18 protein-coding genes are annotated in these 20,370 nt (G+C 70.3%); 14 read left to right on the top strand and 4 right to left on the bottom strand.

All coding sequences use genetic code 11. From position 1 onward, the window contains the following. Nucleotides 1-134: 134 nt before the first annotated feature. The 9 genes from ruvA to BOX17_RS15795 are packed head-to-tail and all read left to right on the top strand — an operon-like array spanning nucleotide 135 to nucleotide 7,610. The gene (gene ruvA, locus BOX17_RS15835; RefSeq protein WP_071946272.1) at nucleotides 135-749 is read left to right on the top strand and encodes a Holliday junction branch migration protein RuvA; all 615 of its coding nucleotides are present in this window, start codon (nucleotides 135-137) and stop codon (nucleotides 747-749) included. A 44-nt stretch (nucleotides 750-793) separates the two neighbouring features. Further along, complete coding sequence (ruvB, locus tag BOX17_RS15830; protein WP_071946271.1) at nucleotides 794-1,810, top strand: Holliday junction branch migration DNA helicase RuvB; 1,017 nt, start codon at nucleotides 794-796, stop codon at nucleotides 1,808-1,810. Nucleotides 1,811-1,856: 46 nt separating this feature from the next. Further along, nucleotides 1,857-2,546, top strand: a complete 690-nt coding sequence (tolQ, locus tag BOX17_RS15825; protein WP_071946951.1) for a protein TolQ — start codon at nucleotides 1,857-1,859, stop codon at nucleotides 2,544-2,546. A 13-nt stretch (nucleotides 2,547-2,559) separates the two neighbouring features. Further along, nucleotides 2,560-3,000, top strand: a complete 441-nt coding sequence (tolR, locus tag BOX17_RS15820; protein ID WP_071946270.1) for a protein TolR — start codon at nucleotides 2,560-2,562, stop codon at nucleotides 2,998-3,000. Between the two features lie 9 nt (nucleotides 3,001-3,009). Beyond that, entirely contained in the window at nucleotides 3,010-4,170 is a 1,161-nt protein-coding gene (gene tolA / locus BOX17_RS15815; RefSeq protein ID WP_071946269.1) for a cell envelope integrity protein TolA, read from the top strand. After that, nucleotides 4,170-5,459 carry a Tol-Pal system beta propeller repeat protein TolB gene (tolB, locus tag BOX17_RS15810; RefSeq protein WP_071946267.1) on the top strand — a complete coding sequence of 430 codons (1,290 nt, stop codon included), beginning with the start codon at nucleotides 4,170-4,172 and terminating at the stop codon, nucleotides 5,457-5,459. The genes tolA and tolB overlap by 1 nt, the downstream gene beginning before the upstream one ends. A gap of 23 nt (nucleotides 5,460-5,482) precedes the next feature. Continuing rightward, on the top strand, nucleotides 5,483-6,019 hold the full coding sequence (pal, locus tag BOX17_RS15805; RefSeq protein ID WP_071946265.1) for a peptidoglycan-associated lipoprotein Pal: 537 nt from the start codon (nucleotides 5,483-5,485) through the stop codon (nucleotides 6,017-6,019). 29 nt (nucleotides 6,020-6,048) lie between these two features. Beyond that, nucleotides 6,049-6,828, top strand: coding sequence for a tol-pal system protein YbgF (ybgF, locus tag BOX17_RS15800; protein WP_071946263.1), 780 nt, complete (start codon nucleotides 6,049-6,051; stop codon nucleotides 6,826-6,828). 17 nt (nucleotides 6,829-6,845) lie between these two features. Then, nucleotides 6,846-7,610 (top strand): YciK family oxidoreductase, encoded by a 765-nt coding sequence (locus BOX17_RS15795; RefSeq protein WP_071946261.1) that lies wholly within the window; start codon nucleotides 6,846-6,848, stop codon nucleotides 7,608-7,610. 73 nt (nucleotides 7,611-7,683) lie between these two features. Here BOX17_RS15795 and BOX17_RS15790 read toward each other — a convergent pair whose 3' ends face one another. Further along, complete coding sequence (locus BOX17_RS15790) at nucleotides 7,684-8,346, bottom strand: HAD-IA family hydrolase (protein WP_071946259.1); 663 nt, start codon at nucleotides 8,344-8,346, stop codon at nucleotides 7,684-7,686. Beyond that, on the bottom strand, nucleotides 8,346-9,071 hold the full coding sequence (gene ubiG / locus BOX17_RS15785; protein ID WP_071946257.1) for a bifunctional 2-polyprenyl-6-hydroxyphenol methylase/3-demethylubiquinol 3-O-methyltransferase UbiG: 726 nt from the start codon (nucleotides 9,069-9,071) through the stop codon (nucleotides 8,346-8,348). Before ubiG ends, BOX17_RS15790 begins: the two co-directional genes overlap by 1 nt. A 141-nt stretch (nucleotides 9,072-9,212) precedes the next feature. On the opposite strand from ubiG, the gene galU reads away from it, so the two are divergent. Beyond that, complete coding sequence (galU, locus tag BOX17_RS15780) at nucleotides 9,213-10,094, top strand: UTP--glucose-1-phosphate uridylyltransferase GalU (protein ID WP_071946254.1); 882 nt, start codon at nucleotides 9,213-9,215, stop codon at nucleotides 10,092-10,094. 12 nt (nucleotides 10,095-10,106) lie between these two features. After that, nucleotides 10,107-11,396 (top strand): UDP binding domain-containing protein, encoded by a 1,290-nt coding sequence (locus tag BOX17_RS15775; RefSeq protein ID WP_071946252.1) that lies wholly within the window; start codon nucleotides 10,107-10,109, stop codon nucleotides 11,394-11,396. Between the two features lie 87 nt (nucleotides 11,397-11,483). Here the strand turns inward: BOX17_RS15775 and BOX17_RS15770 are convergent, their stop codons facing one another. Further along, nucleotides 11,484-12,560, bottom strand: a complete 1,077-nt coding sequence (locus tag BOX17_RS15770) for an alcohol dehydrogenase family protein (RefSeq protein WP_071946250.1) — start codon at nucleotides 12,558-12,560, stop codon at nucleotides 11,484-11,486. A 130-nt stretch (nucleotides 12,561-12,690) separates the two neighbouring features. Further along, nucleotides 12,691-13,269, bottom strand: a complete 579-nt coding sequence (locus tag BOX17_RS15765) for a superoxide dismutase (RefSeq protein WP_071946248.1) — start codon at nucleotides 13,267-13,269, stop codon at nucleotides 12,691-12,693. Between the two features lie 244 nt (nucleotides 13,270-13,513). On the opposite strand from BOX17_RS15765, the gene BOX17_RS15760 reads away from it, so the two are divergent. Genes BOX17_RS15760 through tamB form a run of 3 tightly spaced genes read left to right on the top strand, consistent with a single transcriptional unit; the run spans nucleotide 13,514 to nucleotide 20,262 of the window. Next, entirely contained in the window at nucleotides 13,514-14,356 is an 843-nt protein-coding gene (locus BOX17_RS15760; RefSeq protein WP_071946246.1) for a hypothetical protein, read from the top strand. A gap of 27 nt (nucleotides 14,357-14,383) precedes the next feature. Continuing rightward, nucleotides 14,384-16,237: an autotransporter assembly complex protein TamA gene (tamA, locus tag BOX17_RS15755; protein ID WP_071946244.1), complete on the top strand. Its 1,854-nt coding sequence runs from the start codon at nucleotides 14,384-14,386 to the stop codon at nucleotides 16,235-16,237. Between the two features lie 11 nt (nucleotides 16,238-16,248). Further along, the gene (gene tamB / locus BOX17_RS15750) at nucleotides 16,249-20,262 is read left to right on the top strand and encodes an autotransporter assembly complex protein TamB (protein ID WP_341853290.1); all 4,014 of its coding nucleotides are present in this window, start codon (nucleotides 16,249-16,251) and stop codon (nucleotides 20,260-20,262) included. Nucleotides 20,263-20,370: the final 108 nt, after the last annotated feature.

Below are 20,370 nucleotides of genomic sequence, written 5' to 3'. Positions count from 1 at the left end.
GCCATGTCGCGACGCCCAGGGATTGTCGAACGCTGTTCTCGCGGGCTGGCAAGCCGCCCGGACGAACAGTATAGTGGCTCGGTGACGGCCCCTCTGGCCGCGAAGGACTCCAACCCAAGGGACAGCGAATTTCCATGATAGGACGCCTGCGAGGCACCCTGCTCGAGAAACAGCCACCCTGGCTGGTGGTGGACGTGGCCGGCGTCGGCTATGAACTGGAGGCCTCCATGACCACCCTGGTGGCCATGCCCGGCACCGGCGAGCCGGTATCGCTCTATACCCACCTGACCATCCGCGACGATGCCCACCTGCTCTACGGCTTCGCCCGCGAGCAGGAGCGTGCCCTGTTCCGCGCCCTGATCAAGGTCAACGGCATCGGTCCGAAGCTGGCCCTCGGCATCCTCTCCGGCATGGATGAGGACGCCTTCGTGCGCTGCGTGATGGACGACGACGTCAAGGCGCTGACCCGGCTGCCCGGCGTGGGGAAGAAGACCGCCGAGCGGCTGATCATCGAGATGCGCGATCGCTTCCCCCACTGGGAGCAGCCGGGCGAGCTGCCCATCGGCGGGGAGGGCGCGACCGGGACCGTGTCGACCGGCCCGGCTGATCCCGTCGCCGACGCGGAGGCGGCCCTGGTCAGCCTCGGCTACAAGCCCGCCGAGGCGTCGCGCATGCTGGTCGGCCTCGAGGACGCCGAGTCCACCGAGGCCTTGATCAAGGCGGCGCTGAGTCGCCGCCTGGCGGGATGAGCCGATGTCGCCGCAACCCTTCAACCTGACGCCGGGTGGCCGCCATGCTCGAGTCTGATCGCCTGATCGCCGCCGACGCCCGCGAGGGGGAAGGCAGTGTCGATCATGCCATTCGCCCCAAGAGGTTGACCGACTACATCGGTCAGCCCCGCGTGCGCGAGCAGCTCGACATCTTCATCAGCGCGGCCCGCGGCCGCGAGGAGAGCCTGGACCACACTCTGGTCTTCGGCCCGCCGGGGCTCGGCAAGACGACGCTCGCCAACATCATCGCCGCGGAGATGGACGTGGGGCTCAAGTCGACCTCCGGGCCGGTGCTGGAGCGGGCGGGGGACCTGGCCGCCATGCTCACCAACCTGCAGCCTGGCGACGTGCTCTTCATCGACGAGATCCACCGGCTCTCGCCGGTGGTGGAGGAGATCCTCTATCCCGCCATGGAGGACTTCCAGCTCGACATCGTCATCGGGGAGGGACCGGCGGCGCGCTCGATCAAGCTCGACCTGCCGCCCTTCACCCTGGTGGGGGCGACCACCCGGGCGGGCCTTCTGACCTCGCCGCTGCGCGACCGCTTCGGCATCGTGCAGCGCCTGGAGTTCTACAGCATCGACGAGCTGACCGAGATCGTCGCCCGCTCGGCGCGCCTGCTGGGGGTCGACAGCGACCACGAGGGCGCCCGGGAAGTGGCCCGCCGCTCCCGGGGCACCCCGCGCATCGCCAACCGGCTACTGCGCCGGGTGCGCGACTTCGCCCAGGTGCGTGCCGAGGGCCGGGTCGACGCCGAGATCGCCGACCTGGCGCTGAACATGCTGCACGTCGACCATCACGGTCTCGACCACATGGACCGTCGCCTGCTGCTGGCGATGATCGAGAAGTTCGACGGTGGCCCGGTGGGCATCGACTCCCTGGCGGCCGCCATCGGCGAGGAGCGCGACACCATCGAGGACGTCATCGAACCCTACCTGATCCAGCAGGGTCTGATGATGCGCACCGCCCGGGGCCGGGTGGTGACCCGCCAGGCCTGGGAACACTTCGACCTGGCGCCCCACGAGCGGGCGCCCCAGTAGCGCACTTTTCCCCAGTCACGACTGACCAAGACCGACGAGGATGCCCGTGAACGACTCCCTGTCCATACCCCACCTGATCATGAACGCCAGCGGCGTGGTGCAGGCGGTGATGCTGATCCTGATGATCGGCTCCCTGCTGTCCTGGGTGGTGATCTTCCAGCGCACCTTCGTGATGCGTCGCGCCCGCAAGGCCCACCGCCGCTTCGAGGAGCGATTCTGGTCCGGCGTCGACCTCAACGAGCTCTATCGCGAGACGCCGGCCGAGCAGGAGACCCAGGGCGCCGAGCATGTCTTCCGTGCCGGCTTCCGCGAATTCAACCGCCTGATGGCCAAGACCCGCAGCCCCCAGGCCATCCTCGAGGGCGTCCAGCGCAGCATGCGCGTGGCCTGGTCCCGGGAAGAGGATCGCCTCACCCTGCACCTGGTGTTCCTGGCCACTGTCGCCTCGGCCAGCCCCTATATCGGGCTGTTCGGCACCGTCTGGGGCATCATGGGCTCCTTCCAGTCGCTCTCCATGGCCCAGCAGGCCACCCTGGCCACCGTGGCGCCCTGGATCGCCGAGGCCTTGATCGCCACCGCCATGGGCCTTTTCGCGGCCATTCCCGCGGTGATCTTCTACAACCGGCTGTCCGCCGAATCGGGCCGGCTGCTGGGCAAGTACGAGGATTTCGCCGAGGAGTTCCACTCCATCCTGCACCGCAACCTGCAGGGCCGGGCCGACGCCGGCGCCGACTGAGGGAGAGGCCGACATGCTGGGACCCTTCAATCGTGCCGGGCGCCGCAAGCCGATGGGCGAAATCAACGTCGTGCCGTTCATCGACGTCATGCTGGTGCTGCTGGTGATCTTCATGATCACTGCGCCCATGCTCACCCAGGGCGTGCAGGTCGACCTGCCGCAGGTCACCTCCGAACCCATCGAGGAGACCGAGGACCGCGACCCCATCGTCGTCTCGGTGGACCGGGACGGTCAGTACTTCATCTCCCTGGGCGGGGACGAGTCGCCGGTCAGCCTGGACGAGGTCAGCGAGCGGGTGATCATCCTGCTCGACCGCCAGCCGGGCACCCAGGTGATGGTGCGCGGAGATCGCAACGTCCCCTATGGCCAGGTCGTGACCCTGATGAGCACGCTGCAGACGGCCGGGGTGAGCAATGTCGGGCTGATCTCGGAACCGCCCCCCGGGGACCGTTGAGGAGCGCCCATGGCCAGACATGACCGACGCGTGGGCTATGGCCTGCCGCTGCTGCTCGCCATCGGCCTGCACCTGGCGATCCTGGTGCTCAGCGTGCTGCGCTTCCCCGAGGACAAGGTCGAACCGCCGAGCACGAACATCGTCCAGGCGACCCTGGTGAGCACCGAGACCACCACCGATCAGGCCCAGCGTGCCGAGGAGGCGCGGGCCCGGGCGGCGGCCCGACAGGCCGAGGAGGAGGCCGCGGCGCGCGCCGAGGAGGAGGCGACTCGCCAGGCAGACGCCGAGGAAACCGCCCGCCAGGCCGAGGCGGAAGCCGAACGGCAGCGCCAGGCCGAGGCCGAGGCCCGCGAGGCGGCCCGCCGGGAAGCCGAGGAGGAGGCCGCTCGCCGTGCCGCCGAGGCCGAGCAGCAGGCCCGGGAGCGCGAGGCCCAGGCCGAGCGTCGCCGTCAGGCCGAAGCCGAACGCCAGCAGGCCGAGGCGGAAGCCGAACGTCAGCGCCAGGCCGAGGCGGAAGCCGAACGTCAGCGCCAGGCCGAGGCGGAAGCCGAACGTCAGCGCCAGGCCGAGGCGGAAGCCGAACGTCAGCGCCAGGCCGAGGCGGAAGCCGAACGTCAGCGCCAGGCCGAGGCGGAAGCCGATCGCCAGCGCCAGGCCGAGGCGGAAGCCGATCGCCAGCGCCAGGCCGAGGCGGAAGCCGAACGCAAGCGCCAGGCCGAGGCGGAGGCCGAACGCAAGCGCCAGGCCGAGGCGGAAGCCGAACGCAAGCGCCAGGCCGAGGAGGCCGCACGCCGTGCTGCCGAGGCGGCGAGCCAGGGGCTGGATCGCGCCATCGAGGGGGAGAGCGACAACGTCGCCAACGCCCGCCAGGCCACCGAGGCCGCCAACAGCTTCATCAACCTGGTGCGCCGCGCGGTGGAGCAGGCCTGGGTGATTCCGCCCAATGCCCCGGCGGGCGCCGCGGCCGAGGTCACGGTGCGGCTGGGACCCTCGGGGGAGCTGTTCGCGGCGTCCATCGGTCAGAGCAGTGGCGACCGGGCCTTCGACCGCTCCGCGATCCAGGCCGTGGAGGCCGCCGCGCCCTTCGCCGAGCTTCGCCAGTTGCCCGCAGCGGCGCAACGCGACTACCGTCAATTCAATCTGCGATTCAGACCGGGGGATATCCGCTGATGAACGTCCTGAAGACCACCTGGCTGGCCGCCATGCTGATGCTGTTCACCAGCCTGGCCCAGGCCGCCGACCTGACCATCGAGATCACCCGCGGCAGCGACCGCGCCACCCCCATTGCCGTGGTCCCCCTGGCCGACGGCGAGGCGCTGCCCCAGGACATCGCGCAGATCGTCTCCGATGACCTCGAGCGCAGTGGCTACTTCGAGCCCCTGGCGCGGCGCGACATGTTCGCGCGCCCCGCCTCCGGCGAGGAGGTGCGCTTCGGCGACTGGCGCGCCCTGGACGTCCGCTACCTCGTGGTGGGACGGGTCAGCCGAGAGGGCGAGGACTACCGGATCCGCTACGAGCTGATGGACGTCAGCGGCGGGAGTCGCCTGATCGGCGAGACCGTGACCGCCGGGCGACAGGGGCTTCGCGACGCCGCCCACTACATGAGCGACCAGATCTTCGAGGAGATCACCGACATCCGCGGCGCCTTCTCGACCCGCATCGCCTACGTGACCTCCACGGGCGTGGGCGACAATACCCAGTATGCGCTCCACGTGGCCGACGCCGACGGTCGCAACAGCCAGCAGATCCTCTCGTCCGACGAACCGATCATGTCGCCGTCCTGGTCGCCGGATGCCGGCAAGCTGGCCTATGTCTCCTTCGAGACCGGGCGCCCGGCCATCTACGTTCAGGAGATCGCGTCCGGCCGGCGGGTGCGGGCCACCTCCTTCGAGGGGCTGAACAGCGCTCCGGCCTGGTCCCCGGACGGCCGTCGCCTGGCGATGTCGCTCTCCAAGGATGGCCAGCCCGACATCTACGTGATGGACATCGGCTCGCGCGATCTCGAGCGGATCACCACCGGTTCCAGCATCGAGACCGAACCCGACTGGTCACCGGATGGCCGCAGCCTGGTGTTCACCTCGGATCGCAGCGGCGGGCCCCAGATCTACCGCCGTGACCTCGGCAGCGGTGAGGAGCAGCGCATCACCTTCACCGGCAACTACAACGCCCGGGCCCGCTTCGCGCCGGACGGCGAGGCGATCTTCCTGATCCACCGCGGCAACAACGGCTACCAGGTGGCACGACAGGACCTCGAGAGCGGTCGCCTGGTGGCCCTGACCGACTCGAGGCAGGACGAATCCCCCAGTGTCGCGCCCAACGGCACCATGGTAATCTTCGCCACCCAGCAGGGAGGCAACGGCGTGCTGGGCGGGGTCTCCGCCGACGGGCGCGCCTCCTTCCGGCTGCCGGCGGCACAGGGTGATGTCCGCGAACCCGCGTGGTCACCGTTTCTGAACTGATGTCCCCCAACAGGAGTTTCATGATGCAGCTCAAGCCCTATGCCAGAACCCTGGCCATCGCCCTCTCCCTGGCCGTCGTGGCCGGCTGTTCCAGCACGGGAGGCGGCCAGGACGGCGCCATGGATGGCGGCCTCTCGGGCAGCGATCGCGGCGGCGTCTCCACCGGCAGCGCCGATGGTCGCGGCGTCAGCGGCGACCGTGCCGGCCAGATGGCCGATGCCGAGGGTCGCATTCCGGAGACCCGGACCATCTACTTCGAGTACGACAGCGACGCCATCCGCAGCGAGTTCGAGCCGGTGCTGACCGCCCATGCCCGCTTCCTGCGCGCCAACCCCAATGCCTCGGTGATGCTGCAGGGTCATACCGACGAGCGCGGCACCCGCGAGTACAACCTGGCGCTGGGCGAGCGGCGCGCCGGCGCCGTCGAGCGCTACCTCAACGTGCAGGGGGTGTCTCCCTCCCAGGTCGAGGTGGTGAGCTACGGCGAGGAGCGGCCCGCGGCGCGCGGCGCCAACGAGCAGGCCTACGCCCAGAACCGTCGCGTCGTCTTCGCATACTGAGCCGGGCCGACACGCCGAGGGAGATAGCCATGAGACACGGTCTGAAGAGACTGTGCGGTGCGGGAGCCCTGGTGCTCCCGCTGACCGTAGCGGCGCCCGTCCTGGCGCAGCAGCCGGTGATCGAGGACCTGACCGAGAGCAGCCGGGGAAGCGGCTTCTACAGCCAGACGGCGACCCGCGAGGAGGCCGGCGGCAGCCTGGTGATCTTCAACCAGGTCCAGGAGCACCAGGAGGAGATCCGCCAGCTGCGCGGGCAGGTGGAGGAGCTGCGCCATCAGCTCGAGCAGCTGCGCCGCCAGACCCGCCAGCAGTACCTGGACATCGAGGACCGCCTGATGGCGGCAGGCAGCGGCGTCGACCAGGCCGCCCCGCCCGTGGACGAGGAGAGTGCCCGCCAGGTGGCCGAGGCCCCTTCTCCCAGCGGGGACGATGCCGGTACCCAGCAGGCCTACCAGGCCGCCTTCGCCCATGTCCAGGCCCGGGAGTTCGGCGAGGCCATCGCCGCCTTCGAGGGCTTCGTCGCCGAGCATCCCGACAGCCGCCTGACCGCCAACGCCTATTACTGGCTGGGCGAGCTGCATTCGGCCGAGTCGAACCTGGAGGAGGCCGAGGCGGCCTTCCAGAGGGTCCTCGAGGACTTCCCGGAGAGCAGCAAGGTGCCCGATGCGCTGTACAAGCTGGGCCTGCTCGAGGCGCGCCGCGGGCGGCCGGAGGAGAGCCGGGCCCTTCTCGAGCGGGTGCGCGAGGAGCATCCCGACAGCAGTGCCGCGGGGCTTGCCGATGACTTCCTGCGCCAGGCGGGCAACTGACGGATCGAGGAACCGAGATGACCTGCAAGATCGACTACCAGCCGGCGGCCGACCTGCTCCACGGCCGCATCATCCTGGTCACCGGTGCCGGCGACGGCATCGGCCGGGCCGCGGCCCTGGCCTTCGCCGGCCATGGCGCCACCGTGATCCTGCTCGGGCGAACCATCGCCAAGCTGGAGAAGGTCTACGACGAGATCGAGGCCGCCGGGGGACCCCAGCCGGCGATCTTCCCGCTGAACGTCGAGGGGGCCACGCTCAAGGACTACCATGACATGGCCGAGACCCTGGACAAGGAGTTCGGCCGCCTCGACGGCCTGTTGCACAACGCCGGCATGCTGGGCCGCATCACCCCCTTCGAGCAGTACAATCCCGAGCTCTGGGAGCAGGTGATGCAGGTCAACATCAACGGACCGATCTGGATGACCCAGGCGCTGCTGCCGCTGCTGAAGGCGTCGCCGGATGCCTCGGTGGTGTTCACCTCGTCCAGCGTGGGGCGTCGTGGACGGGCCTACTGGGGCGCCTATGCGGTGTCCAAGTTCGCCACCGAGGGCTTCGTCCAGGTGCTGGCCGACGAGGTCGAGCACCTGGGCACCCTGCGCGTCAACAGCCTGAATCCCGGCGCGACGCGCACCGCCATGAGGAAGGCCGCCTATCCCGGCGAGGATCCCCTGGCGCTGCGCACCCCCGAGGAGATCATGCCCACCTACCTGTGGCTGATGGGGCCCGACAGCCAGGGCCACAACGGCGAGCCGTTCGACGCCCAGCCGCCGAAGCAGGGCTGAACGCGCCGCATCACGCCCCGGGCGCGTCCGCCCGGGGCCTCACGATACTCCCTCAGTTTCCTGCCGCGACCGTCTAGCCCTCCCGCAAGGCCTCCACCAGGGCCTCGGCGGTATCGAACCATAGATCGGCCGGCCAGCGGCGGTAGTCGTCGCCCTTCTCGATATAGCCATAGCCCACCGCCACGGCGGCCATGCCGGCCGCCCGGGCCGCCTGCATGTCGCGCAGGTGATCCCCGATGTACCAGCAGTCGATCGGCGTCGCCCCGAGGCGACGCGCTGCCTCGTGCAGGGGCTCGGGATCGGGCTTCTTGACCGGCAGGTCATCGGCGCAGAGCAGGGCGCCGGGACGTAGCCCGAGGGCCCTGACCAGGGGCTCGGCATAGGCCCTGGGCTTGTTGGTGACGATGCCCCAGCGGCGTTCGCTCGCCGCCCACTCGTCCAGCAGCCGATCCAGCGGCGGGAAGACACGGCTCTCCTCGGCCACCGCCTGGCCGTAGGCCTCGAGCAGGAAACGGCGGGCCTCATCGTGCCCCTCGGCCTCCTTCTCGAGGCCCAGCGCCAGGGTCACCAGGGCGCTGCCACCGTTGGAGACCTGGCCACGGATCAGCGGATAGGGCAGGGCGGGCAGGCCGTGGTGGTCGCGCAGGGCATTGGTGGCCCGGGCCAGGTCCGGCGCGGTGTCCACCAGGGTGCCATCCAGGTCGAAGAGCAGGGCCACGGGACGGGGTCGCGCCATCACGTCGTCTCCCGGCGACAGTGCATCAGGTAATTGACCGAGACATCGCTCGACGAGAGGGAATATCGGCGGGTCAGCGGGTGGTACACCAGGCCGCTCTGTTCGCGCACCTCGAGGCCCGCCTCGCGGCACCAGGCCGCCAGTTCCGAGGGCCGGATGAAGCGGCGGTAGTCATGGGTGCCGCGGGGCAGCATGCGCAGCAGGTACTCGGCGCCGAGCACCGCCAGGGCATAGGCCTTGGGATTGCGGTTCAGGGTGGAGAAGAACACCTGGCCGCCGGGCTTCACCAGGGCCATGCAGGCGCGCACCACCGAGGCGGGGTCGGGCACATGCTCGAGCATCTCCAGGCAGGTGACCACGTCGAACTCGCCGGGGTATTCGTCGGCCATCTCCTCGACGCTGATGCAGCGATAGTCGACGCTCACGCCCTGCTCCCGGGCGTGAAGGCGGGCCACGGCCAGCGGGGCCTCGCCCAGGTCGATGCCGGTGACCTCGGCGCCCCGGTGGGCCATGGCCTCGGCGAGGATGCCGCCGCCGCAGCCCACGTCCAGCACGCGCCGGCCCGCCAGTCCCGCCCGGGCATCGATGAAGTCCAGGCGCAGGGGATTGATGTCGTGGAGCGGCTTGAACTCGCCCAGCGGATCCCACCAGCGGCCGGCCAGGGCCTCGAACTTGGCGATCTCCGCCCGGTCGACGTTGCCCGCTTCCGGGTGGCTTGCAGTCATCGGCTCTCTCCATGGTGTCGCCTACCCGACACGCTGTCAGGCCGGCCTGGGTTCGGTATCATGGGGCATTGTACCCGCTCGCCGGAGGGCATTCCCACGCTTTCCGGCGGGCCCACCTTACACCGTGACAGGGACCGCACCATGATCAACAAGGCTGTTCTTCCCGTTGCCGGGTTCGGCACGCGCTGTCTGCCGGCCTCCAAGGCCATTCCCAAGGAGATGATCACCATCGTCGATCGTCCGGTGATCCAGTATGTCGTCCAGGAGGCCGTGGCGGCCGGGATCCGTGACATCGTGCTGGTGACCCATGGCACCAAGGGCGCCATCGAGAACCACTTCGACAAGCACTTCGAGCTCGAGGCGAGCCTCGAGGCCAAGGGCAAGACCGACCTGCTCGAGGAGCTGCGCTCCATCGTGCCTGCCGACGTCAACATCATCAGCGTGCGCCAGCCCGAACCGCTGGGCCTCGGCCACGCCGTGCTCTGTGCCCGCCCGGTGGTGGGCGACGACGAGGCCTTCGCCGTGCTGCTGCCGGACGTGCTGGTGGACGACGAGGGCCTCGAGTCCAACGACCTGGCCGGCATGATCGCCTCCTACGAGGCCACCCACCACAGCCAGCTGATGGTCGAGGAGGTGCCTCACGAGCTGGTCCACAAGTACGGCATCGTCGATACCGGTGGCGAGATCCCGGGGCCCGGCGAGTCGCGGCCGATCGCCGGAGTGGTCGAGAAGCCGTCCGTGGACGAGGCGCCCTCCGACCTTGCGGTGATCGGTCGCTATATCCTGCCGGGTCGCATCTTCCCGCTGCTCGCCGAGACGCCCCCGGGGGCCGGCAACGAGATCCAGCTCACCGACGCCATCGAGACCCTGCGTCGCGAGGAGGGCGTGGACGCCTTCCGCATGCGCGGCAAGACCTACGACTGCGGCCACCAGCTGGGTTACCTGGAGGCCATTCTCGCCTATGGTCGTCGGCATCCCCGCTATGGCCAGGGCTTCAGCGACCTGCTCAAGCGCTATGCCTAGAGGAGTGACCTCATGCGGGTACTGATCCACGGTAGCGAGCTTGCCGCCGCCACGGCGGCCGCGGCGCTCTCCTGGGTGGGGCATCGAGTGGCCTGGCTGCCCCACGCCTCGGCGGACTGGCCGTCGCTCTCCCGAAGCGGCTGGCTGACCAGCGAGCCGGAGCTGATGCGCCGGCTCGAGGAGGGCCTGGCCCATGGCAGCCTGAGGTTGATGACTCCGGGCGAGGTCGAGCTTGGCGACGAGCCCTTCGACGTGATGTGGCTCGCGGTCTCCCCCGACCAGCGCCAGGACGCCGCCGAGTGCGTGGAGCACCTGATGGCCGGCCTCTGTCCCGGCGCGGTGCTGGTCAACAACTCCACCTTCCCGGTGGGCGAGACCGAGCTCTTGGAGACCCGCCTGGGCGGCTGCCGGGCGGTGGCCCTGGCCGACCTGCTCGAGGAGGGGCGCGCCTGGGAGACCTTCACCCGGCCCTCGCGCTGGCTGCTCGGCTGCGACGACGACGGGGCGGAGCACCAGGTGCGAGAGCTGCTGCGCGCCTTCAACCGGCGTCGCGAGGTGTTCCAGCGGATGCCGCGGCGGGCCGCGGAGCTCACCAAGCTCGCCATCAACGGGATGCTGGCGACCCGCATCAGCTACATGAACGACATCGCCGGACTCGCCGACAGCCTGGGCGTGGACGTGGAGCACGTGCGCCAGGGCATGGGCGCCGATTCCCGCATCGGCTACGAGTACCTCTACCCCGGCTGCGGCTTCGGTGGCCCCAACTTCTCCCGCGACCTGATGCGGCTGGCCGACGTCCAGTCGGCGAGCGGGCGCCACTCGGCCCTGCTCGACCAGGTGCTCGACATCAACGAGCACAAGAAGGAGACGCTGTTCCGCAAGCTGTGGGCCCATTTCCATGGACGCCTGGGCGGCCGCACCGTGGCGATCTGGGGCGCGGCCTTCAAGCCCGGCACGGCCCGTATCGACCAGGCGCCGGTGCTGACGCTGCTGCGCGCCCTCTGGGCCCAGGGCGTGAAGGTGCGCCTGCATGATCCCGCGGCGATCCCCGCCGTGCTCGCCGAGGTCGGTGAGCATCCGCTGCTGGAGGTGTTCCGGGAGGATCCCCTGATGGCCTGCGAGGGCGCCGATGCCCTGATGCTGGTCACCGAGTGGAAGGCCTACTGGAACCCCGACTGGCCGCGGCTGACCGACCTGCTCGCCGAGAAGCTGCTGCTCGACGGTCGCAACATCTATGACCCGGCCCACGTCGCCGCCTGCGGCATGCACTACCGGGGGATCGGCCGACGGGCCGACCCCTGAGGCCCCAGCCGGCGCCGTGATCGGTGCCGGCGAAACGCGAAGGCCCCGCCATTGGCGGGGCCTTTCTGCTTGGTGCGTCGCGCAACGTCACGCCTGCCAGGGCAGCAGCACGAACTTGCCGACATGTCGTTTCGTCAGGAAGGCCTGCTGGGCGGCCACGATGTCCCTGAGGGCAAAGGTCCCGGCCAGCAGCGGGCGGATCTCGTGGTGCTCGACGTAATGCACGAGGTTCGGGAAGACCTGCTCCTCCCAGGCCGTGGTACCGATCAGGCGGACATCCTTGAGGTAGAGCTCGCGCAGGTCCAGCGACACCACCGGACCCGCGATGGCGCCGGAGCTCACCAGGCGCGCGCCCCGCCTGAGCAGGCGCATCATGACGGGGAAATGCTCGCCCGCCACGTTGTCCACCACCAGGTCGACGGATTCCGGGCCGAGTTCGGCCAGCAGGTCGTCATGGCGGTCGAACAGACGCTCGGCGCCGAGCTCCCCGAGTCGGTCATGCTTGGTGGCGTCGGCCACGGCGATCACCCGGGCCCCACGACGCCTGGCCAGCTGGACGGTCGCCGAGCCCACCCCACCCGAGGCCCCGGTGACCAGCACGGTCTCGTCCCGGTACAGCCCGGCCCGGATCAGCATGTTCTCCGCCGTGCCATAGGCACAGGGCAGGGTGCCGAGCTCCGCATCCGTCCAGTCGCTGTCGACCGCGAACACCTCGCTTGCCCGCACCTTCACATACTGGGCGAAGGCACCGTCGATATCGGAGCCCATCCAGTAGTTATCCCAGTGGTCGAACCCGTGCGTGCGGATGCAGGGGCGCACCAGCACGCGCCTCTCAAGGAGGCTCTGGTCGGCACCGGGGCCCGCCTGGACCACGACGCCACAGCAGTCGGTGCCCTGGATGAAGGGAAATGGGGACTGCCCGTTCCACCCGCCATCCTCGCGGGTGTCATCGGTATCGTGGTCGGCCGTGCCTGCGGTGGAGTCCGTGACGGCGGAGGAATACCAGCCCAGCCGCGTGTTGATCTCGGTGTTGTTGACGCCGGCGGCCAGCACCTTGATCAAGACCTCGCCCCGGCCGGGCGTCGGCACCGGAACCTCTCGAAAGTCGAGCCTGTCGTAGTCACCGGTGCCGGTGGTCACCACGGCGTGCATCATCTCGGTCATGACTTCTCCCGTTGTCTGCCTCGAGGCCTGCCCGACACGGCGGGGAGGCCCCAAAAAGAAGCCCCCTCGCCAGGGGCGAGGGGGCTTCTACCCGGCGCGCCCCGATGGGGCAGCTCGGCCGTACGACAGCTTACGCGAAGTTCTGGGCGACGAAGTCCCAGTTGAGGACGCTCCAGACGTTCTCGAGGTACTTCGGACGCGCGTTGCGGTAGTCGATGTAGTAGGCATGCTCCCACACGTCGATGGTCAGCAGCGGGGTCTGGCCATGGGCGATGGGGGTGTCGGCATTGCTGGTGTTGACGATATCGACGCCGCCGTCATCGGTCTTGATCAGCCAGGTCCAGCCGGAACCGAAGTTGCCTGCCGCCTGGGCGTTGAAGGTCTCCTTGAACTTCTCGAAGGAGCCGAACTTGGCGTTGATGGCATCGGCCAAGGCACCGGTGGGCTCGCCGCCACCGTTGGGAGAGAGGCAGTGCCAGTAGAAGGTGTGGTTCCACACCTGGGCCGCCTGGTTGAACAGGCCGCCTGAGGAGGACTTGATGATCTCTTCCAGGGACTTGTCGGCATCGGCAGTACCGTCGGTCAGCTCATTGAGCTTGTTGACGTAGGTCTGGTGGTGCTTGCCGTAGTGGTAGTCGAGGGTCTCGGCCGAGATATGCGGTTCCAGGGCGTTCTTGTCGTACGGCAGTGCGGGCAATTCAAATGCCATCGAGTCTCTCCTAGTCGTCAGCGGTGTCGAAACAGCACCTCATGGTGCGGCATCGGGACGCCGGGGTTCAAGGCTCCCGGCCGGCGTTGACCGGGGGCCGTGCGTTCCGATGACAAAAAACCTTACACTATCAGGATGATGTGTCGGTGCTGTCGCGGCATCATAGCACCCGGCCCCAAGGGCGCCAATTGCGTGCCCCCGGACCGGCGACCCCGGCCAACCACCCCAAGAGAAGGAGTTCGTCATGGCAGAGCACCCGGATGACCGCCGGCACCCCCGACCGATCGTGCCGGACCCGGATGCCAGCCTGTCGGCACCGCGCTATCGTCAGCCCCCTCCGCCCCGCGTCTGGCCGCTGTGGCTGCTGGTGATCCTGCTCATCGCCGCCTGCGCGGCCCTGGCCTGGGCCGGCTGGCAGGAACGTGTCCGACTCCAGGCCCAGCTGGCCCGGGTCAGCGGCGAGCTCTCCAACGTGCATGCCCGCTTCGATGTCGAGCAGGGCAGGGGCGAGGTCCTCACCACGCTGCAGACCCGCCTGGACGAGCTGGCCAACCTGGAAGCCGAGGTCGATGCCGTCATCGACCAGCGCCTGGCCGCCTTCGAGGACCAGCAGGCGCAGGGGGTGGCGCCTCTGGAGCAGGCCCTCGAGACCCAGGAGGGCCGGCTCGACTCGCTGGACGACGAGGCCGAGACCCGGGACGCCACCCTGGCCGCTACCCGCAGCTCCCTGGACGCCCTGGAACGGGCGGGCGAGGAGGGGCGTGCCGCCCTGCGCGAGCGGCTGGCCACCCTCGAGGAGACCCGCCAGGCGGATGCTGAGCGTCGCCGGGCCCTGGCCTCGGCACTGGCAGAGCTCGAGGGACGCCTGGCCGACCTCCACGAGGCGCAGCAGTCCCGCCTGGAGACCCTGGAGGGGGAACTGGCGGCGCTCGGCGAGGAAGTTGAAGCCATGTCAGGATCACGCGATGATGCCCGCCAACAGATGGAGACGCTGGGCAGCCGGATTCAGGAGATCTCGTCCGGTCTGCGCGAGCTGCGCCAGGCACAGCTTGCCCTGAGCGCCCAGCTCGAGGCCCTGCGCCAGTGACATGCCGCCAGACAGGGAACGGTGTCCATGGATAATCGCGTGTTGTCCCGCCTGGGGGTGGCGGCGGTCTGTCTCGGCCTTGCGCCCGGCGCCCACGCCCTCGAGGCGACCATCGAGGGGGTGGAGGGCGACCTTGCCGAGAACGTGCGTCTCTACCTCGACGGGCTCGAGGCCCGGCAGTACAGCCCAGAGCGCCTGAAGAGCGAGGTCCTGCGGCGCAGCAGCGAGGCGCTGCGGGTCTACGGCTACTACTCGCCTCGCATCAGCACCCAGTTCGACGACCCCGAGACGCCCGCCGAGGTGACCCTCTCCATCGAACCCGGCGAGCCGGTGCGGATCGAGCTGCTCGAGCTCTCCATGACCGGGGATGCCGCCAAGGATGCCCCCTTCACCGAGGCCCTCGACGCCTTCCCCCTCTCGGAAGGGGATCGCCTGCGCCATGCGCCCTTCGACAGCCTGCGCAGCACGCTTTCCAACCTGGCCCTGGAGCGCGGCTACTTCGACTGGAACTTCACCGACCGGCGCATGGAGGTGAGGCCCTATGCCCAGAGCGCCCGGCTCTACCTGGCGCTGGACAGTGGTCCGCGCTTCCGCTTCGGTGACATCACCTTTCAGGGCCATCACATCGAGACCTCTCGCCTCGAGAGCCTGGCGACCTTCGCCAGCGGCGAGCCGTATCTCGCCAGCGAAGTGGCCCGTTTCAACCAGCGCCTGGGCCAGACCGAGTGGTTCGCCTCGGTGAACGTGCGCCCGCGTCTCGATCGCGACCTGGCCCGACTCGCCCTGCCGGCGGCCGAGCCGGGCTGGTGGCAGGCCCTCGACCTGAAGGGCAGGGCACCGGCCTCCCCGGCGCCGCGCATCGGGGCGGAGGCGCTGGTGGCGGCCTCGAGCCTGCAGCGTCCCGCCGCGCCCGAGGTGCCCATCGACGTCGTGGTGACGCCCGCGGACCGGCACCAGTTCGAGGCCGGCGTGGGTTTCGCCACCGACGTGGGGCCTCGGGTGCACCTCGCCTGGCACCAGCCCTGGATCAATCGCTACGGTCACGGCCTCAATCACGACCTCTACCTCTCGGGACCGGAGCAGCGGTTCACCGGCCTCTACACCATGCCCCTGGCGAATCCGCTGCGCGACAGCTACCGCTTCCAGTACGGGCTGCGCAACAAGGACAGCGAGGACACCCGCACCCTCGAGAGCACCGTGGAGGCGGCCCGGCGCTGGACGTTCGACAACGGCTGGGAGCAGTCCCTCTACGTGCGGGGCACCTACGAGGACTTCACCCAGGCCGGCGTCTCCAACCAGGTGCTGCTCCTCTATCCCGGCATCAGCTGGACGCGGACACGCAAGCGCAGCCCCACCTTTCCCAGCTGGGGGGATCGCCAGCGACTGTCGCTGGAGTACTCCAGCGAGGCCTGGGGCTCGGCGGCCGAGTTCCTGCGCATCACCGGCGACAGCGAATGGATCCGCAAGCTGGGCGACGACAACCGTTTCGTCGGTCGCGTCGGGCTCGGCAGCATCACCACCGACGACTTCGCGGACATCCCGCCGTCGCTGCGCTTCTTCACCGGCGGCGATCGCAGCGTGCGCGGCTACGCCTACGAGAGCCTCTCCCCCGAGGATGACGAGGGGAACCTGGTCGGCGGCGAGCAGCTGTTGACCGCCAGCCTCGAGGCCCAACGGCGCATCACCGGCAAGTGGTGGGGCGCGACCTTCATCGACACCGGGGATGCCTTCACCGACTGGGGCCCGAGCGACCTGAAAACGGGCGCGGGCCTGGGAGTGCGCTGGATCTCCCCGGTCGGCCCCATCCGCCTGGACATCGCCCACCCCTTCGACATCGAGGATGCCTTTCGCATCCACTTCTCCATCGGACCGGAATTCTGAGAGCCCACCCCTTGAGACTGCGCGCCTTCACCTGGGCCCTGGCCCGCCTGTTGATCGTCCTGCCCCTCTGGCTGATGGGCCTGGTGCTGCTGCTGCTGGGCCTGGCGCTGTCACCCTGGGGCACGGGGGTGCTGCTCGAGCAGGGCGCCAAGCGCGGTTTCTATGAGCTGGGTGCCTACGAGGGCGCCCCCCTGGACCGCCTGGTCCTCCACGACCTGCGCCTCGACGCGGGGCCGGCCCGGATCGCCCTGTCGCGGCTGGAGCTGGCCTGGTCCGAGGAGTGCGTGCTCAAGGGTCGGCTGTGCCTCGACCGCCTCGCCGTGGAAGGGGCCGATATCCGCCTGGGCGAGACGGCCCCGGCCGGCCAGGACGAGGAGGCCACGGGTGCCCCGCTCGAGGAGATCCTCCTGCCGTTCCCGATAGAACTGCGCGAGCTGTCACTGGTCGACGTGAACCTGCAGCTCGCCGACGGCACGCGGCTCGCCTGGGACTCCTTCACCACCGGGGTCGTGGCCGAGCAGAGCACCCTGACCCTGTTGCCCACCCGGCTGGCCGGCACGCGCCTGACCCTGCCGCTCTCGGCGGGCACCCGCCTGGCCCTGAGCGAGGCCGAGCACGAGGGGCCGCGGCTCACCGCCGAGGCCATCGACGCGGCCACGGCCGTGCGCTCGCCGCTGCCCGCCAAGGCCGCGGCCGACCTGGAGGGCGTCGCCAGCCTGCCGCTGGACGGGCAGCCGAGGCGCGTGCTGCCCGAGGTGACCCTGCCCCTGGCGGTGGAGGTGCCGGAACTGCTCATCGAGGACTTTGCCGTGGGCGGGGCCATGGAGTATGGCGTGGAGCGGCTGCTGCTGCGCCTGAGCGCGCGGGGCGACGAGATCACGCTGGATACCCTGTCGGTCGCGAGCCGCGAAGCCGATGCCGAGCTGACGGCCCGGGTGACCCTCCGCGACGACTATCCCCTCGAGGCGCGCCTGGCCGCGGACCTCTACCTCCCGGAGCGGATGCCGGCCCTCGAGGGCGAGCGCATCGAGCTGGGCCTGGCCGGAAGCCTCTCCGACCTCGAGGTGGACCTGACCACCCAGGGACCGGTCGAGGTCCGGCTCTCGGCCAGCCTCGACGCCCTGGACCCGACCCTGCCCTTCGAGGCCACGCTCGAGAGCAAGGCCCTGCAGTGGCCCCTGCCCGGTGCCGAGGAGGCCACGCCGCCCCAGTCCGGTGACGCCCAGCAGGGCGACGCGGCGCCGGCCGCGCCATCGCCCGCCCCCTGGCGGGTGGAGGACCTCTCGCTGCACCTGGCCGGCAGCCTGGTCGACTATCAGGCGGAACTGGCCCTTTCCGCCGAGGGGCCGACACTGCCCCGCACCGACCTCTCCCTCAAAGGCACCGGCAGCCTGGCGCACTTCGAGTGGTCGTCGCTCACGGTCCACCAGCAGGGCGGCGTTGCCGTCAGCCGAGGCCGGGTCGACTGGGCCGAGGGCCTGGCCGCCGAGGCCACGCTCTCGCTGGACGGGATCGACCCGGGCAACTTCGTCGAGGGCCTCCAGGGGCGCCTGGGCGGCGGCGCCGAGGTGGCCTTCACCCAAGACGATCGCGGCTGGCGAGTCGAGGTCCCGTCCCTGGATATCCAGGGCGTGCTGGACGACCGGCCGCTCTCCCTCGAGGCGGTGCTGGCCGGCGACAGCGAGATGCGCTGGGACATCGAGACCCTCGACTTCCGCCAGGGCCGCAATCGCGTGAGCGCCGCCGGGTCGGTCAGCCAGCAGTCCCTGGACCTGCAGGGGGAGCTCGACCTGCCGGCCCTGCAGAGTCTCTATCCCGACCTCGGCGGCACCCTGACGGGCGCCTTCGTCGCCCAGGGCAGCCTCGAGGCGCCCCGCCTCGATCTCGACCTGTCGGGGCGTGACCTGGCCTTCGCCGAGAACCGGCTGTCTCGCCTGGAGCTGCAGGCGCGCGTCGCGGGCCTTCAGGACCCCGAGCTTTCCCTGGCCCTCGACGCCTCCGATATCGCGGCCGGCGGACAGGCGATCGCGCAGCTGACGCTGGACCTCGAGGGCCGACAGACGGCGCACCGGCTGAACCTGGCCATGGACGGGGGAGCGGGCCTGCCGGTCTCGCGCCTGGCCCTGACCCTGGAGGGTGGCCTGGACGCCGCCCGGGAGCGCTACCGGGGGACCCTGACGCCGCTGGAGCTCGACAGCGAGTTCGGCGACATTCGCCTGGCCGAGCCCCTCGCCTTCGAGGCCGACCTGCCGGGCAGCTCGGCCCGGGTGTCGCCCTTCTGTCTCACGCGGCGCCAGGGCGGGGAGGTCTGCCTCGTCGAGCCGCTGGAGGCCTCGGCCGAGGCCGGGCTCGCCTCCCTCGAGATCCGTGACCTGCCCATGGACCTGGTCGATACCGTGATGCCCCCCGGGTGGCGCATCGGCGGAGAGAGCGCCGGCAACCTGGACGCGAGCTGGTCGCAGGGGGGCGCGCGCTGGCAGCTCGCCGCCAACCTCGACAGCCGTGCCGAGGTGACCGGCGAGGACGCCTACGGCCAGCCCTGGACGGTGCCCGGCACCACCCTGGGACTGGAGCTTCAGGCCAGCGAGGCCAGGGCGGACCTCGACCTGGTGCTGGGCCTGGCGGAATCCGGCGAGCTGCGCCTGGCACTGGGCATCGTCGACCCCCTGGGCCAGGGCACCCTGGACGGCCGACTGCGCGTCGATGACCTGCGCCTCGCCCCCTACCGCCCCTTGGTCGCCGGCCTGGAGACCCTCAAGGGCGGACTGGACGGCGATATCCGCATCACCGGCAACCGGGAGGCCCCGAGGCTGGACGGGCGACTCGCCCTGGCCGGTCTCCAGGCCGGTGGCCTGGACCTGCCACTCGATGTCCGGGACGGGGAGCTGGTCGTCGACCTGGCCGGCGACCGGGCCGAGCTCGACGGCTTCCTGGCCGCCGAGGAGGGGCGCCTCGACATCGGCGGCACTGCTCGCTGGCCGGCCGGTGGGGGCTGGCAGGCGGCCATCGACCTGCAGGCCGTCGACGACCCCCTGCTGGCCGCGCTGCCGAGCTTCGGACGCCTGCGCCTGGCCCCGGACCTGAGCATCCGTGCCAACCCCGAGGCGCTACGGGTTCGCGGCACGGTCGAGGTGCCCTGGGCCAGGCTAGCGGTGGGCGAGGTGCCCGAGTCCGCCCAGGCCCCGAGCCCCGACGAGGTGATCATCACCGAGGAGCAGGATCGCCGTGCCGCCGAGGAGCAGGCCCAGCGTCAACCCGGCGAAACCACCGCCGCGGCCATGGCCAAGGCCGGCATGGCCACCGACATCCAGATCACCCTGGTCCTGGGACCGGACATGCAGCTGGAGGCCTACGGCCTGGAGTCCGGCTTGGTGGGCAACCTCGAGGTCCGCCAGCAGAACGGCCCGGTGCAGCTGTTCGGAGACGTCAGCCTGGTCGACGGCCGCTTCCGCGCCTTCGGCCAGGACCTGGTCATCCGCGAGGGGATCATCTTCTTCAGCGGTCCGCCGGGGCTGCCGCTGCTCGACTTCGAGGCGATCCGCAACCCCGCCGCCACCCAGGACGACGTGATCGCCGGCCTGCGGGTGACCGGGGTGGCGTCGGCGCCGACCCTGGAGATCTTCTCGGAGCCGGCCATGGACGAGGCCAGCGCGCTCTCCTACCTGCTGCGCGGCCGCGCCCCGGACAGCTCCGGCGGCGCCGACGGCGCCCTGACCTCGGCGCTGATCGGCCTGACCCTGGGCAAGACCGGCGGCGCCGTGGGGTCCATCGGCGAGGCCTTCGGCATCCAGGATCTGACCCTCGACACCGCCGGGGCCGGCGAGGAGAGCCAGGTGGTGGTCAGCGGCAACCTCACCGACCGGCTGAGCATCGGCTATGGGGTGGGGGTCTTCTCGCCCATCGCCGAGCTGACCCTGCGCTACAAGCTGTGGCGCAGCCTCTACCTGGAGGCCGTGTCGGGGGCCTCCCAGGCGGTGGACCTGGTCTACACCTTCAGCCTGCCGGGCCGCCCGCCGTCGCCATGATCGGCGGCCGGGCTCCCCGTCAGACCCTGCATCGAACCTCTCCGGCCTGCCGCTGTCGACAGCGGCAGGCCGGACAGCGTTTCAAGACCGCTTTCGACGAGACAGCCA

Source organism: Halomonas aestuarii (assembly GCF_001886615.1).
In the GTDB taxonomy this organism is placed as follows: Bacteria; Pseudomonadota; Gammaproteobacteria; order Pseudomonadales; family Halomonadaceae; genus Halomonas; species Halomonas aestuarii.
This window is presented reverse-complemented; position numbering and strand designations above follow the sequence as displayed.